The organism is Paracoccus albus (genome assembly GCF_027913035.1).
Taxonomy (GTDB): Bacteria; Pseudomonadota; Alphaproteobacteria; order Rhodobacterales; family Rhodobacteraceae; genus Paracoccus; species Paracoccus albus.
In genome coordinates this window covers 3,109,825-3,124,651 of the sequence record NZ_CP115775.1, presented here as the reverse complement: position 1 = coordinate 3,124,651, position 14,827 = coordinate 3,109,825, and the positions used below count along the sequence as shown (strand labels likewise).

Annotated in this window: 12 protein-coding genes; 3 read left to right on the top strand and 9 right to left on the bottom strand. The window is 60.0% G+C overall.

The features are described from left to right. Positions 1-69: 69 nt before the first annotated feature. Positions 70-1,086 (bottom strand): NAD-dependent epimerase/dehydratase family protein, encoded by a 1,017-nt coding sequence (locus PAF20_RS15700; protein WP_271071529.1) that lies wholly within the window; start codon positions 1,084-1,086, stop codon positions 70-72. Between the two features lie 181 nt (positions 1,087-1,267). After that, on the bottom strand, positions 1,268-1,738 hold the full coding sequence (locus tag PAF20_RS15695) for an Lrp/AsnC family transcriptional regulator (protein WP_271071528.1): 471 nt from the start codon (positions 1,736-1,738) through the stop codon (positions 1,268-1,270). Between the two features lie 111 nt (positions 1,739-1,849). Here PAF20_RS15695 and PAF20_RS15690 point away from each other — a divergent pair, with 111 nt between their 5' ends. Continuing rightward, complete coding sequence (locus PAF20_RS15690) at positions 1,850-5,284, top strand: indolepyruvate ferredoxin oxidoreductase family protein (RefSeq protein WP_271071527.1); 3,435 nt, start codon at positions 1,850-1,852, stop codon at positions 5,282-5,284. Positions 5,285-5,360: 76 nt separating this feature from the next. On the opposite strand, the gene PAF20_RS15685 is transcribed toward PAF20_RS15690, so the two are convergent. The 3 genes from PAF20_RS15685 to PAF20_RS15675 all read right to left on the bottom strand — a co-directional run bounded on the left by PAF20_RS15685 (position 5,361) and on the right by PAF20_RS15675 (position 8,766). Beyond that, positions 5,361-6,623: a PP2C family protein-serine/threonine phosphatase gene (locus PAF20_RS15685; protein ID WP_271071526.1), complete on the bottom strand. Its 1,263-nt coding sequence runs from the start codon at positions 6,621-6,623 to the stop codon at positions 5,361-5,363. A gap of 285 nt (positions 6,624-6,908) precedes the next feature. Then, the gene (locus tag PAF20_RS15680; protein WP_271071525.1) at positions 6,909-7,523 is read right to left on the bottom strand and encodes a queuosine precursor transporter; all 615 of its coding nucleotides are present in this window, start codon (positions 7,521-7,523) and stop codon (positions 6,909-6,911) included. 112 nt (positions 7,524-7,635) lie between these two features. Continuing rightward, on the bottom strand, positions 7,636-8,766 hold the full coding sequence (locus tag PAF20_RS15675) for a serine hydrolase domain-containing protein (protein WP_271071524.1): 1,131 nt from the start codon (positions 8,764-8,766) through the stop codon (positions 7,636-7,638). Positions 8,767-8,865: 99 nt separating this feature from the next. Here PAF20_RS15675 and PAF20_RS15670 point away from each other — a divergent pair, with 99 nt between their 5' ends. Beyond that, on the top strand, positions 8,866-9,768 hold the full coding sequence (locus PAF20_RS15670) for a LysR family transcriptional regulator (RefSeq protein ID WP_271071523.1): 903 nt from the start codon (positions 8,866-8,868) through the stop codon (positions 9,766-9,768). An 8-nt stretch (positions 9,769-9,776) separates the two neighbouring features. On the opposite strand, the gene PAF20_RS15665 is transcribed toward PAF20_RS15670, so the two are convergent. The 4 genes from PAF20_RS15665 to PAF20_RS15650 form a co-directional block, all read right to left on the bottom strand. Beyond that, positions 9,777-10,670 (bottom strand): esterase-like activity of phytase family protein, encoded by an 894-nt coding sequence (locus tag PAF20_RS15665; protein WP_271071522.1) that lies wholly within the window; start codon positions 10,668-10,670, stop codon positions 9,777-9,779. Beyond that, positions 10,643-11,524, bottom strand: a complete 882-nt coding sequence (mepA, locus tag PAF20_RS15660; RefSeq protein ID WP_271071521.1) for a penicillin-insensitive murein endopeptidase — start codon at positions 11,522-11,524, stop codon at positions 10,643-10,645. The genes PAF20_RS15665 and mepA overlap by 28 nt, the downstream gene beginning before the upstream one ends. Continuing rightward, the gene (locus PAF20_RS15655) at positions 11,521-12,876 is read right to left on the bottom strand and encodes an MFS transporter (RefSeq protein ID WP_271071520.1); all 1,356 of its coding nucleotides are present in this window, start codon (positions 12,874-12,876) and stop codon (positions 11,521-11,523) included. The genes mepA and PAF20_RS15655 overlap by 4 nt, the downstream gene beginning before the upstream one ends. Positions 12,877-12,968: 92 nt before the next feature. Further along, on the bottom strand, positions 12,969-13,538 hold the full coding sequence (locus tag PAF20_RS15650; RefSeq protein WP_271071519.1) for an acyl-CoA thioesterase: 570 nt from the start codon (positions 13,536-13,538) through the stop codon (positions 12,969-12,971). A 139-nt stretch (positions 13,539-13,677) separates the two neighbouring features. On the opposite strand from PAF20_RS15650, the gene asd reads away from it, so the two are divergent. Then, the gene (gene asd, locus PAF20_RS15645) at positions 13,678-14,826 is read left to right on the top strand and encodes an aspartate-semialdehyde dehydrogenase (protein ID WP_271071518.1); all 1,149 of its coding nucleotides are present in this window, start codon (positions 13,678-13,680) and stop codon (positions 14,824-14,826) included. Position 14,827: the final 1 nt, after the last annotated feature.

Sequence of the window (14,827 nt, the reverse complement as noted above, 5' to 3'; positions counted from 1 at the left end):
CGGATTGAAAAACTGAAATGCCGGGCAACCTCGCCCGGCATTTTTTATCGTGGCGCTGAGCGCCGGTGATCAGCCCTCAATCCCGTAATAGCTGCGATACCAATCCACATAGGCCTTAACACCCTCTCGCACCGAGGTTTTCGGCGCATAGCCGGTCAGTTTACGCAGCAGCGCCGTATCGGCCCAGGTCGCCGGAACATCGCCGGGCTGCATCGGCATCATGTTCTTTTCGGCCTTGCGGTTCGAGGCGCACTCGATGGCGGCGATAAACTCCATCAGCGGCACCGATTCCCCATTGCCGATATTTACCACACGCCAGGGCGCGACGGGCGACAGGCTGTCACCTTCGTCGATCTGACTGGCCTGCGCGGGACATTCTGGCGCTGCATCGATCAACAGGCGAATGGCACGTACAAGGTCGGTGACATAGGTAAAGTCGCGTTGCATATCCCCATGGTTGAAAACCTTGATCGGGCGGCCTTCGAAGATTGCAGAGGTAAACAGGTAGGGAGCCATATCCGGCCTGCCCCAAGGCCCGTAGACTGTGAAAAACCGGAACATGGTTGTCGGAATATCGAAGAGATGGGCATAGCTGTGCGCCATCGCCTCATTCGATTTCTTGGTCGCCGCGTAGAAGGACATTTGGGTGTCGACCTTGTCCGTCTCGCGATAGGGCATTTCGGTGTTCGCCCCATAGACAGAACTGGTCGAAGCCAGCAAAAGATGCGCCGGTTTGTGCGCCCGCGCGGCCTCCAGCAGTTCGAACGTACCTTGCAGGTTTGCCTCGACATAGGCGCGCGGGTTTTCGATTGAATAGCGAACACCGGCCTGAGCGGCCAGATGAATGACCGCATCGGGCCGAAACTCTGAAAACAGGTCCGTCAGCAGGCCCGGATCTTCCACCTTGCCACGCATATTCTGATAACCTGTGCGGGCAAGCAGGCGTGCTTCTCGCGCCAGCTTCAGCGCCGGATCGTAATAGTCGTTATGGCTGTCGAGACCCAGCACGTCGTGCCCCTCTGCCAGCAGCAACTCGGACAAGTGAAAACCGATGAATCCGGCAGCGCCGGTAACCAGAACACGCATTAATTCAACAATCTCCGCATAACGCTGCCATCGCGTGGCACTTGCCACAAAAGCGAGACCTTGTCACCGATTCCGATACTGGCAGCCTCCGATGACGAGGCGAAATGAGACGGCAAAGCCCCAATTGTCGTTCAACCCGGCGTCCCGGCCCGATAGTCACGCGGTGGTCTGAACAGCACGTTCAGACCGGAATAACACCACGCGGTTTGATCGATTCCATAACGACATTGGTTTGGGCGCTTTCGATAGCGGGCAAACGAAACAGGAAATCGTCAAGAAAATGCCGATAGGCCGTCATATCCGCGCAGAGGACACGAAGGTGATAGTCATACTGGCCAGTGGTGGCATAGCATTCAACGATTTCCGGCCGGACGGTCAGTTCGGTCATCACCCGGCGCACTGCATCGCGGTCATGTCGGGTCAGGCGAACATGAACGATGGCATGAAACTCCAGCCCGGCCAGATCCGGATTCACCTGCGCAGCATAGCCGGAGATGACCCCCGCTTCTTCAAGCATCCGAACCCGCCGCCAGCAGGCAGAGGCAGACAGCCCAACCTTTTCCGCAAGCTGCGCATTGGAAAGCCGGCAATCCTGCTGCACGGCACGCAGAATCGCCCGGTCCACCGCTTGCAGGTCATTCTTGTCAGACATGACGATCTATCCGGTCACATTTTCCATCAGCCAGTCGATTGAGTAGCGGAATGGACCAGATTTACCAAGGATTTTGACTTATCCTTATCGTCACAGATAGGGAGGCACGCCATGTTGGATCAGTCGATTCCGCACAGCTACGCACTTGAGGATCGTTACGAGGCCGAAGAAGGCCGGGTTTTTCTGACCGGAACGCAGGCACTGGTTCGCATTCTGCTGGATCAGGCCCGTCGCGACAAGGCGGCAGGTCTGAACACCGCCGGTTATATATCGGGCTATCGCGGCTCTCCCCTTGGTGCTGTCGATCTGGAGTTGTGGCGCGCCAAGAAAAGGCTCGCGGCGCATGACATCACCTTTCTGCCTGCGGTGAATGAAGACCTTGGCGCGACCGCTGTTCTGGGTTCTCAGCAGGCAACTCTGGACCCGGATGCGCGGGTCGAGGGCGTTTTTGCGATGTGGTATGGCAAGGGTCCGGGCGTGGATCGTTCGGGCGACGCGCTTCGCCACGGCAACGCCTATGGCAGCGCACCCAAAGGCGGCGTTCTGGTCGTTGCGGGTGACGATCACGGCTGTGTCTCATCCTCTATGCCGCATCAATCCGACGTCGCTTTCATGTCCTGGTTCATGCCGGTACTGAACCCCGCCTCTGTCGCGGAATTCCTGACCTTCGGCGAATACGGCTATGCCCTGTCGCGCTATTCCGGCACATGGGTGGGCTTCAAGGCAATCTCCGAAACGGTGGAATCCGGTGCCTCGGTCGAATTGCCAAAGGACCGCGTATTCACCTTGCCGCCCTTTGATCCGCCACCCGGCGGTCTGCATGTGCGCCCCGCCGACCTTCCCAGCCCCGAAATCGAGACCCGGCTGACGCACAAGCTGCGCGCGGTCGAGGCCTTTGTGAACGCCAACCCCATCGACCGCCGTATCTATGACGTCAAGGACGCCCGCTATGGGATCGTCACGACCGGAAAAGGCCATCTGGACCTGATGGAGGCGCTGCGGCTGCTTGGGCTGGATGAGGACGAATGCCGTCGGCTGGGCATCGACATCTACAAGGTCGGGATGGTCTGGCCGCTGGCACGACAGGACGCGCTGCGCTTTGTGCGCAACAAGGATGAAGTTCTGATTGTCGAGGAAAAGCGCGGCATCATCGAAAGCCAGTTCAAGGAACATTTCTATGACTGGCCCGGCGACAAGCCGCAGGCGATGGTCGGCAAGCATGACGAAACCGGGGCGGCCCTGATCCCATTTTCAGGAGAGTTATCGCCGCGCCTGCTGGCGCCGATCATTGCCGAGCGCCTGCACCGGCATTTCCCGGCCGAAGACCTGCCCGCACGTGCAGCCGCTCTGGCGCAAGTGCCCGACCTGACCCTGAATGTGTCCGGCGCGACAAGGACACCCTATTTCTGCTCTGGTTGTCCGCATAACACGTCGACCAAACTCCCCGATGGCAGCATGGCGGCATCCGGCATCGGCTGTCATGTCATGGCAAGCTGGATGGACCGAAACACAGTCGGCTATGCGCAGATGGGCGGAGAGGGCGTGCCGTGGATCGCGCGGCAGGCGTTCAATGGCGGCAAACATATTTTCCAGAACCTCGGCGAAGGGACGTGGTATCACTCCGGCTCTCTCGCCGTCCGGCAGGCCGTCGCTGCTCAGTCAAATATCACCTACAAGATCCTGTATAACGACGCGGTCGCCATGACCGGCGGGCAGCCCGTTGACGGGCCGGTCAGCGCGGCCTCCATTGCGCAATCCTGCCGCGCAGAGGGGGTCGAACGCATTGCCGTCGTCAGTGACATGCCCGCGAAATTCGACGGCGCCGAGTTCCCGGACGATACAAGCTTTGACCATCGCGACCGTCTGGACGCAGTCCAGCGTGAGCTGCGCGATATTCCCGGCGTCACGGTACTGATCTATGAACAAACCTGCGCCACCGAAAAACGCCGCCGCCGAAAGCGCGGGCTGATGGAGGATCCGGCCAAGGCGGTCGTCATCAACAGCCGTGTCTGCGAGGGTTGCGGGGATTGCTCTGTCGCCTCGAACTGCCTGTCCGTCGAGCCGGTCGAAACCCCATTCGGTCGCAAACGGCAGATCAATCAGAACAGCTGCAACAAGGATTTTTCCTGCGTCGGCGGCTTCTGCCCCAGCTTCGTCACCATCGAAGGTGCAACCCACCGCACGGCACAGGCCGTCGATCTGGATATGGACGCCCTGATGCGCGACCTGCCGGAACCTGCCCTTCCCGCACTTTCACAGCCCTACGACCTGCTGGTGGGCGGTGTCGGCGGTACCGGGGTCGTGACCGTCGGCGCACTGATCAGCATGGCCGCCCATCTGGAGGGCAAGGGCACCTCTGTGCTGGACTTCACCGGGTTCGCGCAGAAATTCGGCACGGTTCTTGGCTATGTTCGGCTTGCCGAGCGGCCAGAAGATATCAATCAGCTACGTATCGAGACGGGGTCAGCCGATGCTGTGATCGGCTGCGACGTTGTCGTGTCATCCGCCCCGAAAGCCTCGGCGCTTTATCGTCCGGGAACGCGGGTTGTTGTGAACCTTGCGGAAATGCCGACCGGTGATCTTGTCCTGAACCGCGACGCCGATCTGCGCGTGCCCGCGCGGGTCGAGGCGATCCGCAAAGCCGTCGGTGCGCGAAATGTCGAAGGGTTTGACGCCAATCAGATCGCCCAGCGTTTGCTGGGTGACAGTGTCTTCGCGAATGTAATGATGCTTGGCTATGCCTGGCAGTCGGGTCTGGTCCCGGTCGGGCTGTTGTCGTTGCAGCAGGCCATTGTTCTGAACGGCACCGCGATTCCCGCCAACCAGCGTGCGTTCAATCTGGGTCGCGTGCTGGCGGCCACGCCTGAGAAGCTGCCACTTGCAGAAGAGACCCGCGTGGCCGAAGCGCTGCCGGAAATGTTGACACGCTTCGCGGCGGAATTGACGGCCTATCAGGATAGCGGTTACGCCAAACGCTTCTCAGACCGAATCGACCGTTTCCGTTCTGCCCTGCCGGCCTTGCCAGAGGAAAAAACCGACGAGCTAACCCGGTCGGCGGCGCAAGCCTTGTTCCGGCTCATGGCATATAAGGATGAATACGAAGTGGCCCGACTGCTGACCGCGCCAGAGTTTTCTTCGCGGCTGGATGCGGAATGGGAAGGTGGCCGCATCGTCTACAACCTCGCCCCACCGTTTCTTCCTGCGCGACGCGATGCACGCGGGCGACCGGTGAAACGTCAATTTGGCGGATGGCTGACACCGGGGTTGAGGATACTCGCACGAGGCAAGAAATTGCGCGGAACGGCATTTGATCCCTTTGGCTGGATGGCCGAGAGACGCGAGGAACGCGATCTGATCCGGTGGTTTGAAAAGGTGCTTGATGACCTTCCGGCGCTGATAAATGCAAAAGGGGTGGATAAGGCCGAGGCTGTACTGTCTGCGCCCATGCAGATGCGCGGATACGGGCCTGTAAAGCATGCTTCCATCGCCAAATACCGTGAAGAGGCCGATAAGGTGATGAACGAGCTGGCGGGCGCTGCGGCCTGACAATGTGGCGCATGGGGGGCTTAACGGTCCTGCCACTGGCGGCGAATCTCTGCGATTGGTTGCAACCGGGACGTCTTCAGATCGGCCTCAACCGCTCAATCAGAACGGCGGAAATATCGTCGCTTTGTCGCCCATCGCTGAAAGCATTGACGGACCGAACCAGTTCGTCGCAAAGATCTGAACCACGTGCATCCGGATTGGCCCGCATGATGGCTGCAACGCCAGCCTCACCCATTATGGCGCCGGATGCATCCGTGGCATCCGACAGCCCATCCGACGCGATCAGCAGACGGTCGCCCGGTTCGAGTGTCAGTGATATCTCCTCGAACCCAGCCTCTTCGATGACGCCGATGGGGTAGCCGCCCTTTCCCAGCATCTCGATCTCGCCATTGCTGCGCTGCACGATGGGATGCGGGTGACCGGCCTGGACCATGCGGACCTCACCACTCATCTGGTCGACCATCGCATAAACCATAGTGAAATAGGTGTCCGTCTGAAGATCGGTCAGCATCAGATGGTTGAGATAACGCGCCAGAACCGCAGGTGGCCGCGCCTCGTACAAGCCGAACTCATTTATCAGCAAAGCGGCATTCTGATCGACTGACGGGGAGAACTGTGTCGCAAGCCGCGCGGTCAGCAGGGCTGCCGCCACGCCATGACCCGAGACGTCGATTGCGAACACACCGAAGCGCCGGGCATTGATGGCAAAGCTGCCGGTCAGGTCGCCGCCGACATGCCCGGCGGGCCGCTGGATGTTGGATACGGCAAAACCATCATAGGTTTCGCTTCTTTCCCCGATCAGACCTTGCTGCAGCTTGCTCGCGTCTTTCAGATCGCGTTCCATCGCGGATTGGGTTTTGTGAAGTATCCGCAGCGCTTCGGTCAGCTTCTCATTGGTGCGCCGCGCACGCTCCTGCAAGTGCAGGATACGTTCTGCCGCACAAATACGCGCCCGCAACTCTGCAGAGGAGGTCGGCTTTGTCAGGAAGTCGTCAGCACCGTTTTCAAGGCCATAAGCGATATCCGCGGGATCGGCCTTCGACGTCAGCAGGATGAAATAGGTATAGCTGTCCGTGCTGAGTTCGCGCACCTCGGCGCAAAGTTCGGGGCCGGTCATATTTTCCATCACCCAATCAGAAAGGATAAAGTCCGGCTTGCGTTGACGGAACAGCCGCAATGCTTCTGCCCCGCTTTCGGCTTCGACGACATCGAAATCCGTGCCGTCCAGATAGCGCGCGAACAAACGGCGCTGCCATCGGCTGTCATCGACCAGCATGATCAGGCGCCTGTCGGTCGCCTTTGGCGTCGCTGGTGATCTATCGGGTGCTATCCTGTTCATCTGGCCCGGATAGCGCAGAGTTCCTAACGTACCGTGAAGCCCGCCAAAAAATAGAAACGGGCCGTGCCTTTCGGCAACGACCCGCGAGATCTACGAAGATGGTCCGGTTAGGGATCGAAGATCCGACCGTCCCAGTCAGAGTTCTGAAACCTGGGGTCTGCCCTCAGGCCGCGGCCCCCCTGACTGTCCCGACACCTCTCTCCAATATCACTCTCGACACTGGACCACCTCCTTTCAAAATGTTGCCACTGAAGGAAGCCTGCCACAGCCTGTGGATAAGTCAACTCAAAATGCAGCGTTCCGACGCAAGATATTGCGGACCATGAGGCGGAATGGCACCAAAGCCAGCAAAGCAAGCAACATTTTCATCAACCAATCCGCTGTCGCGAGCGAGGCCCAAACCGGCGCAGCGGGGCCGAAACCAAGCAGCGGGATCATCTCATTCGCCCAGCCGACGTTGTCAGCGGGGTCGATAAAGCTGAACTGAGCAGCAAAGGCGATGGAAAAGAAAAGTGCCGTATCCACAGCCGATCCGAAGAATGACGAAACCAGAGGCGCCTTCCACCAGCCGCCGCTTGTGCGCATGGCGTTGAACACGGAAATGTCCAGAAGCTGTGCAATCAAAAAGGCCGCGCCCGATGCGATGGCGATTCGAAGCGTCGTTTTGTCCATGCCTGCGGCGACCAGCGAACAGACGACACCGATGGCGAAGCCCGCCAGAACCACGCGCCGGGCAGCGGCGGGTCCATAGACGCGGTTCATCACATCGGTGACCAGAAAGGCGAAGGGATAGGTAATCGCGCCCCAGGTGAGCCATGCGCCCAGATGGAATTGCACGAGGATGTTTGAGGCCACCACGATAATGGCCATGGCGATAGCGCCGGGAATGAAGCGGGTCATGATATTTCCGTTTTACAAGGTCGCGGAACAACTCGGCCCCGGAAACCGGGACATCGCGGCGATAAGGCAGCGCAGCGGCGGAGTCAATGCCAGACCCGTCCATGTCCGGACCTTACGCCGTCGCTTCAGCGATTTCCGCAGCGAAACGCCCGATCATCCCTTCCAGTGCGGTATTGGTCAGCGCAACCATGCAGCGCCCAAGTTGCGGGCTCATCAGCCAGGAATAACCGTAGACGCCACCCCAGGCGATTGTCCCGGCGGCAAGTGCCGTGCCAGCGGCATTCGGATCAATCAGATACGAACCCAGCCAGCTAAAGCCCCAACCCGGACCGCGTGTCGGCTGATTTGGCGGGGTGCGCAACTTCATCGCCTGCTGCCGCATACCGGGCGACAGGAAATCCCCGTCGCGCAGCGCCTCGATCAGCACCAGTGCTGATGCCGCGTCGCCCTCCATCCCGCCACCACCCGATGCGAAGGCTCTGTCGTTCCGACCGATACGCTGCGGGTCGAGGCGCAGCACGATGCCGTCGCCAAACGGTATTTCCGTCTGCTCGTCATACCTGACAGGCTGGGTGTCGCTGTCCTTATAGGTCGGGACGAGCCGATCGGGATGGCGATGAAAGCCTGCATTCAGGCCAAGGGGCCCGCTGACCAGTTCAGCAACGACGATTGGCAAGGGTTCGTCACATATCGCAGAAATGACCCCGCCCAAGACATCGGTCGCCATAGAGTAACGCCATTTTCCACCCGGTTCAGACAGCAGCGTTTGCCCGGACAGTCGTTTCAGGTTTTCCGCCATCGTGGCCCGGTTGTTATCCAGCCCGTTTGAAATGCATGCGCGGGCATATGGGCCCTGCACAGGCTGCTGGAAATCATAGTCCAACCCCGCCATATGCGACATCAGATGATCAATCGTGATGACTGGTATCCGACCATTCGCCAAGCGCGGTTGAAAATCCGGCAAATAGTTTGTGACAGGCGCCGCCGGATCAAGTCGCCCGACTTCAATCAGCTTCAGCGCCGCGGCGGTGGTAAAAAGCTTTGTGATCGAGGCATAGCGGAAGCGGTCTTCCATCTGCATCTGTTGCGCGCTTTCGCGGTCCGAGAAACCGGCGGCGCGTCGATAGGTAACATTTCCATTCTCTGAAAGCATGGTCACCGTGCCGACAATCCGGCGCTCTGCAAGCGCGCTGTCGATTGCGGCATCCATTTTTGCGGTCATCTGTGGCTGAATACGGGTCATGGCTCGGTCCGTCCTTCGATCAAGGTCGGAAACCAATATGCGATCAGAATTATACAGAAAAAATGTGGTATTTTTTATTCGTTCTGTTAGTTTTGCTTAATGATAGAAGCTCGTATCCTTGCCGGGTTGCCGGTTTTTCGTGCGGTTGCGGTCAACGGTGGATTCACCGCCGCTGCCGGGCGACTGGGCGTTACCCCCTCTGCCGTGTCGCAATCCATCCGCGCGTTGGAAGAACAGGTCGGCACCCGGCTGTTCGCAAGGACGAGCCGCTCGCTGCGCCTGACTGAAGCAGGCAGCCGGTTGCTGGCTGAAATTGACGCACCGCTGGGACGACTGTCGAACGCGATCGAATCCCTTCGCGACAGTGAGGGACAGCCAGAGGGTCCGCTGCGAATCTCACTTTCGCATCTGGCCTCGGAAATCTGCGTCATGCCGCAGCTTGCCCAGTTCATACAGGCGCATCCCGCCATTCAACTGGAACTGAGCACGGATAACCGCCTGACGGACATTGTGAAGGGTGGCTTCGACGCCGGGATCAGGCTGCGGGAATCGCTGGAAGGGGACATGATCTCTCTGCCGATTGGCCCGCCGCTGCGCCGGGTGTTGCTGGCCAGTCCCGAATATATCGAACGCCACGGCAAACCAGCCACACCCGGCGACCTGCAGGGTCACCGCCTTCAGCGCTTCAGGTTCCCCGGTAGCCAGCGACTGGAACCCTTGCGCTTTCGCGATGGCGACCACACGCTGGAGCTTGATCCCCCCGCATCCATCAGTCTGGATGACATCCGCAGCATCGGTCTGGCGCTGCGATCCGGTCAGATCATGGCGCAGGCGTTCCGCATTATAGAGGAACAGGCCATCGAAAACGGACGTCTGGTTGAGCTGCTACAAGAATATGAACCTGATCCGCTTCAGTTTCACATCTATTACCCATCGCGAATCCTGCAATCAGCCCGGCTGAAAGCCTTTCTGGATTGGTTTGCGCGCGGCAAGCACGCCTGACGCGACGCTCAATTCAGGATACGATACTCGACCAGTTCAGTCCGCTGGATCGGCAGAAAGTTGTCATCCGAAACCATCGTTATACGGATGCCCTGACCATCGCTCCATGCAGAAATGCCTTCGAGGTTGTCATATTGCAGGGTCGTGCTTTCCAGCAGAACTTCCTCGTCGCTGACACCATCCTCTGCCAGATTGAAGCGACGCACGCGCGACTGGAAACCCAGAATTCCCCGGAAATAGCGCTCCAGCAGATAGAGCCGGCCATCAGGCCCGATATCTGCACCAACCGACTGCCATTTTGACGCGGCAGGCAAACTGAACGGCTGATCCCACTCGCCACGGCGAAACCGCCAGACCGGAAAGCTGTTGGTCGCCTGCGACATCAGCTCTGGCACGGCATAAAGCGTGCCGTCCTGATCTGCAGCCAGAGCCTCCAGCCCGCTGTTCACCGGCAGTTCCTCGAACGCGTCGGGTACGGGAATACGAATCGCGGGCTGATCCGGATCGTCATAACGGGCCACCCGGTCCAGCCCCTCAAAGCTGACCCAGAAGCCGCCGCCGTCCGCCATGGCAAGCCCTTCGCTGTCGCCCTGCCAGCCCGGCTGCAGCATGCGGCCCTGACTGTCCTGCAGTCGTGCGCGGCCCGACATCTGCATGCCACGAATTCGGCCAGCCGGGTCACGATCAACGCGGCCCCAACGGATCGTCGCCCTGTCGGACAGGATATGAAACTCTGATCCGTCATCGCTGATTTCGATGCCGGAAAAGCCGCCGAAATCAGCTTCCGGCAGCGACCAGACGAAGGTTCCCACATATTCGACACTGGCCTTGCCATAGGACGGCAGGGCCAGTGTCGAGATCAGGAACGCAAGGATCAGCGGGCGGTGGCGACTGCCTGACATTGACGGGGCATCTCGCTTAGCCGGAAACTGCGGGGGTGGCGGTAATTCGGGTTCGGTGTACCCTTCGGCCGGCTTGAGGGGTTGGCGCGGTACGCCAGCTCTTGCCGGGCGGCGCCGCAGCCATTGTCATTGCCGGACAGTGCCGCAACCGGCGATGCCGGATTCCTGCAACCGTTATTCCCTGCCGGACAGTTCAGGCGAACATGGAAGTGGTAGTCGTGATTGGGCGTCGGGCGCAGCTTCTGAAGCCAGGAACCACGGTCGCGGTTGGCGTCGCACATCGCGACCTTGATCGCGGCATCAAGGAATATCCGGTCAACGCGCGGGTCCATCGCCGCCGACTGAATGATCGCGGCATGCGAACCCGTCCAGTTGCCATTCACGCTCAACCCGTTCTGCGCAACCACAGTGATGGAAGAGATGTTCTCACGTTGTGCGCGCGACAGCCCAAGCGACGACGGCGGCAGCATCCATATATCGGCATCCAGCCCCAACTGGTGGCTGGCATGACCGCTGAGCATCGGGCCACCGCGCATCTGGCTCATATCGCCGACGTAAAGACCGCGCCAACCCATTTTCGTAGCGGCCTGCGACAGGCCGATGACGAACTTCACCATCTCTGGATGCGCCCAGTTGCGATTGCGCGACAAGCGCATCGCCTGCCATGTCGGCCCCGTTTCGGGAAGCTGCACGGCCCCTGAAACGCAGCCCTTGGAATAGCTGCCGATCGAAACGCCTGCCCCGCCTGTCGGGCCGGGAACGTGGCCAAAGACGTCTTTTGCCAAAGGATCGGCCGCAGCGGGCATCGCCAGCCCGGCCACAGCGGCAACAGTCAGAATAAATTTGCGGATCACTGCTCTGCCTCTCCGTTTTTGTTGACCCAGCTTAGCAGGATTAGCGACAGAATAAACATCACGATCAGCGGAGATACGCCAACCCGCTGGCTGCCGCTAAGGTCTGTCACCAATGCGATGAAGAAAGGCGCAAGGAAGGCCGTCGCCTTGCCGGACAGCGCATATAGGCCAAACACCTCGGTCGCGCGTTCCTCGCTAGTGTGGCGGACCGTTAGCGTGCGCGACGACGCCTGCATCGCACCGCCTGCGCCGCCGATCAGCGCGCCGCAAATGAAAAAGAGAATATCCGGCAGGCTGGAACCGGGCGGCAAACCTACACCGAACAGGCTTTGCCGATCCATACTGACAACTATCACGCAAACCAGTGACAGCATGACAATCGCGACAATAATCACCGGCTTCGGCCCCCAACGCCGGTCCGCATGTCCGCCCAGCCACGAAATCAGGGCCGCCGAAATTGCGCCGATGATACCGAAGATGCCCGACATCGTGACCGACCAGCCCAGAACCGTTCCGGCATAGACGCCGCCGAACAGATACAAACCGTTCAGCGCATCCCGCGACAGCATCGACGAAAGCAGCCAGTTCAGCAGGCTGCGCCGCTTCGGCAGATTGGACAGCAAACGGCCAAGCTCGCCCATCGCGACGCCAAGGCGAAGCGGGCGGCCGGTTCCCGGTGCCTCTTTGACCCAAAGGGCAAAGGGGATCATGAACAGGACATACCAGATCGCCGTGAAGGGGCCGACAAAGCGCGTGCCCTCGCGCAGTTCCGGGTCCAGGCCGAAAGGCGGGGTCAGGCCGACAAGCGTCGTGCCGGACTCACCCTCGGAAAAGAAGATCAACATGATCGCAAGTGAGGTCAGCCCGCCAAGATAGCCAAAGGCAAAACCCGATCCGGATATCTGCCCGACCTCTTGGCGAGAGCCGAGGCTGGGCAAAAGCGCGTTGGTGAAGATCGTCGCAAGCTCCAGCCCGACAAGCCCGATGCCGAAGAAGAATACCGCCTGCAGAAGGTTGGGATTATCCGGAGTCAGCCACCACAAGCCCGCAGATCCGACCACGATCATGCCTGAAAAGAACCAGACCCAGGGCAGGCGTCGTCCCGTGGAATCTGCCACGGCACCAAGGATCGGGGCAAGAATGGCAATGGCAGCACCGCCGATTGCCAGACCGTAACCCCAGAGCGCCTGCGCCTCTACCCCCGCCTGCGTGGCGTCGAGGCCCCGAGACATGAATTCCCGCCGTGCCACCTCGGAATAATAAATCGAAAAGATGAACGACACCAAAAGCGTGTGATAGGGCTGTCCTGCCCAATCGAAGAACCACCAGCCCCAGATGCGTTTTCGGTTCACTTTCTGTCCTGCCCGTCGTCGTTTCCGCGCGATAAGGCCGGACAGGCGCCGCTTTGGCAAGTTTCTTTTCGCTTTTTCCGCAAATCGCTGATCTAGGGCGCTTTGTCAGCGACGGCGGCACGGGCGTCATCCGGAACGACCGGCGGCCAAGGACGCTGCGCGTCAGCCTCGATCCACGCGGTGGCCCATTGGGGCAATTCGGGGCTTTCCATCTCTTGTCCAAGCGCGAGGAAGACCTCGGACGGCGCGACGATGCCATTCGGCCCGGTCACAGCGCTGCGCAAAAGCATATGGTTACAGCATTCGCCATTCCGCCACATCGACTGCTCCATATAGATGAAGCGATGATCCCAGCCGATCAGGCGCGACAGCATGGTAAAGCGGTGGAACACGCGGATACGGCGACGATAGCGGGTCGAATTGCCCGCAACCGTGATACCCCAGCCCTTTTCGCGCAGCACATGGATCAGGCCGGTGCGGGACGCCATCGGTATCCGCCCCAGATCGTACAGGGTCAGCGTCCGGCCATTGTTCAGCTCGATCCAGGGATCAAGATCCCAAGGCCAGCACATATGCGTCGAAACATGCGTGTCCAGCGGCCCCAGCTTGGGCGCATTCCGGAATTTTATCATTTCCTTTGCAAAGCGGATCAGCGGATACATGCAACGGCCTCCTGTTGGTGCCGGGGTATCAGCGCATCCGGTGGTGTCAATGTGAACGTCGCGCAACTCCACCCACGCAAGCTTGCACGAGGCGCGACACTGCCTTAGGTGAATGCTGGCATTTATACGGAGTAAGACGATGGCGATAAACGGAACGCCACGCGTCGGCCTTGTGGGCTGGCGGGGCATGGTCGGATCGGTCCTGATGGACCGCATGACGGACGAAGGCGACTTCGCCCTGATCGAGCCCGTCTTCTTCTCGACCTCGAATGCCGGTGGATCGGCGCCCCTTGGCGATCAGCCGCTGGCAGATGCCTATGATCTTGCAGCGCTGAAAGCCTGCGACATCGTCCTGTCCTGTCAAGGCGGGGATTATACGACGCAGGTTCATGCCAAGCTGCGTGGCGAGGGCTGGGACGGCCACTGGATCGACGCCGCATCGACACTGCGGATGAAGGATGATGCGCTGATCGTGCTTGATCCGGTCAACCGCCCGCAGATCGATGATGCGATGGCCGCTGGCAACCGCAACTGGGTCGGCGGCAATTGCACCGTGTCCTGTATGCTGATGGGCGTAGGCGCGCTGTTCAAGGCCGGTCTGGTCGAATGGATGTCCACACAGACCTATCAGGCGGCCTCTGGTGGAGGTGCCAAGCATATGCGAGAGTTGCTGACCCAGTTCGGCACGCTGAATGCCGAAGTGAAGCCGCTTCTGGACGACCCGAAATCAGCGATCCTCGAAATCGACCGCCAGATTCTGGCGCGTCAGAAAGCGATGCTGGACGGCGCGGAATCGGAACAGTTCGGCGCTGTTCTGGGCGGCTCTCTGATCCCGTGGATCGACGCAGACCTTGGCAATGGCGTTTCCAAGGAAGAGTGGAAAGGCATGGCCGAGACGAACAAGATTCTGGGCCGTGGCCCCGATGCGCTTGGCGGCTCGGATGAACGTGCGATTCCGGTGGATGGCTTCTGCGTGCGCATTGGCGCGATGCGCTGCCACTCTCAGGCGCTGACCTTCAAGCTGAAGGGCGACGTTCCGGTGGGCGAGATCGAAGCGCTGATCGAAGAAGACAATCCGTGGTCCAAGGTCGTCCCTAACGAGAAAGAGGCGACGATGCGTGATCTGACCCCGGTTGCCGTCACCGGCACCATGAATATCCCGGTCGGTCGCATCCGCAAACTGGCGATGGGCCCGGAATATGTCGGTGCCTTTACCGTCGGCGACCAGCTTCTGTGGGGCGCGGCCGAACCGTTACGCCGCATGTTGCGTATTCTGATCGAGGGCTGAG

Coding starts and splice junctions, on each gene's coding strand:
- PAF20_RS15700 (WP_271071529.1), bottom strand. CDS start 1,086: ATGCGTGTTCTGGTTACCGGCGCTGCCGGATTCATCGGTTTTCACTTG.
- PAF20_RS15695 (WP_271071528.1), bottom strand. CDS start 1,738: ATGTCTGACAAGAATGACCTGCAAGCGGTGGACCGGGCGATTCTGCGT.
- PAF20_RS15690 (WP_271071527.1), top strand. CDS start 1,850: ATGTTGGATCAGTCGATTCCGCACAGCTACGCACTTGAGGATCGTTAC.
- PAF20_RS15685 (WP_271071526.1), bottom strand. CDS start 6,623: ATGAACAGGATAGCACCCGATAGATCACCAGCGACGCCAAAGGCGACC.
- PAF20_RS15680 (WP_271071525.1), bottom strand. CDS start 7,523: ATGACCCGCTTCATTCCCGGCGCTATCGCCATGGCCATTATCGTGGTG.
- PAF20_RS15675 (WP_271071524.1), bottom strand. CDS start 8,766: ATGACCCGTATTCAGCCACAGATGACCGCAAAAATGGATGCCGCAATC.
- PAF20_RS15670 (WP_271071523.1), top strand. CDS start 8,866: ATGATAGAAGCTCGTATCCTTGCCGGGTTGCCGGTTTTTCGTGCGGTT.
- PAF20_RS15665 (WP_271071522.1), bottom strand. CDS start 10,670: ATGTCAGGCAGTCGCCACCGCCCGCTGATCCTTGCGTTCCTGATCTCG.
- PAF20_RS15650 (WP_271071519.1), bottom strand. CDS start 13,538: ATGTATCCGCTGATCCGCTTTGCAAAGGAAATGATAAAATTCCGGAAT.
- asd (WP_271071518.1), top strand. CDS start 13,678: ATGGCGATAAACGGAACGCCACGCGTCGGCCTTGTGGGCTGGCGGGGC.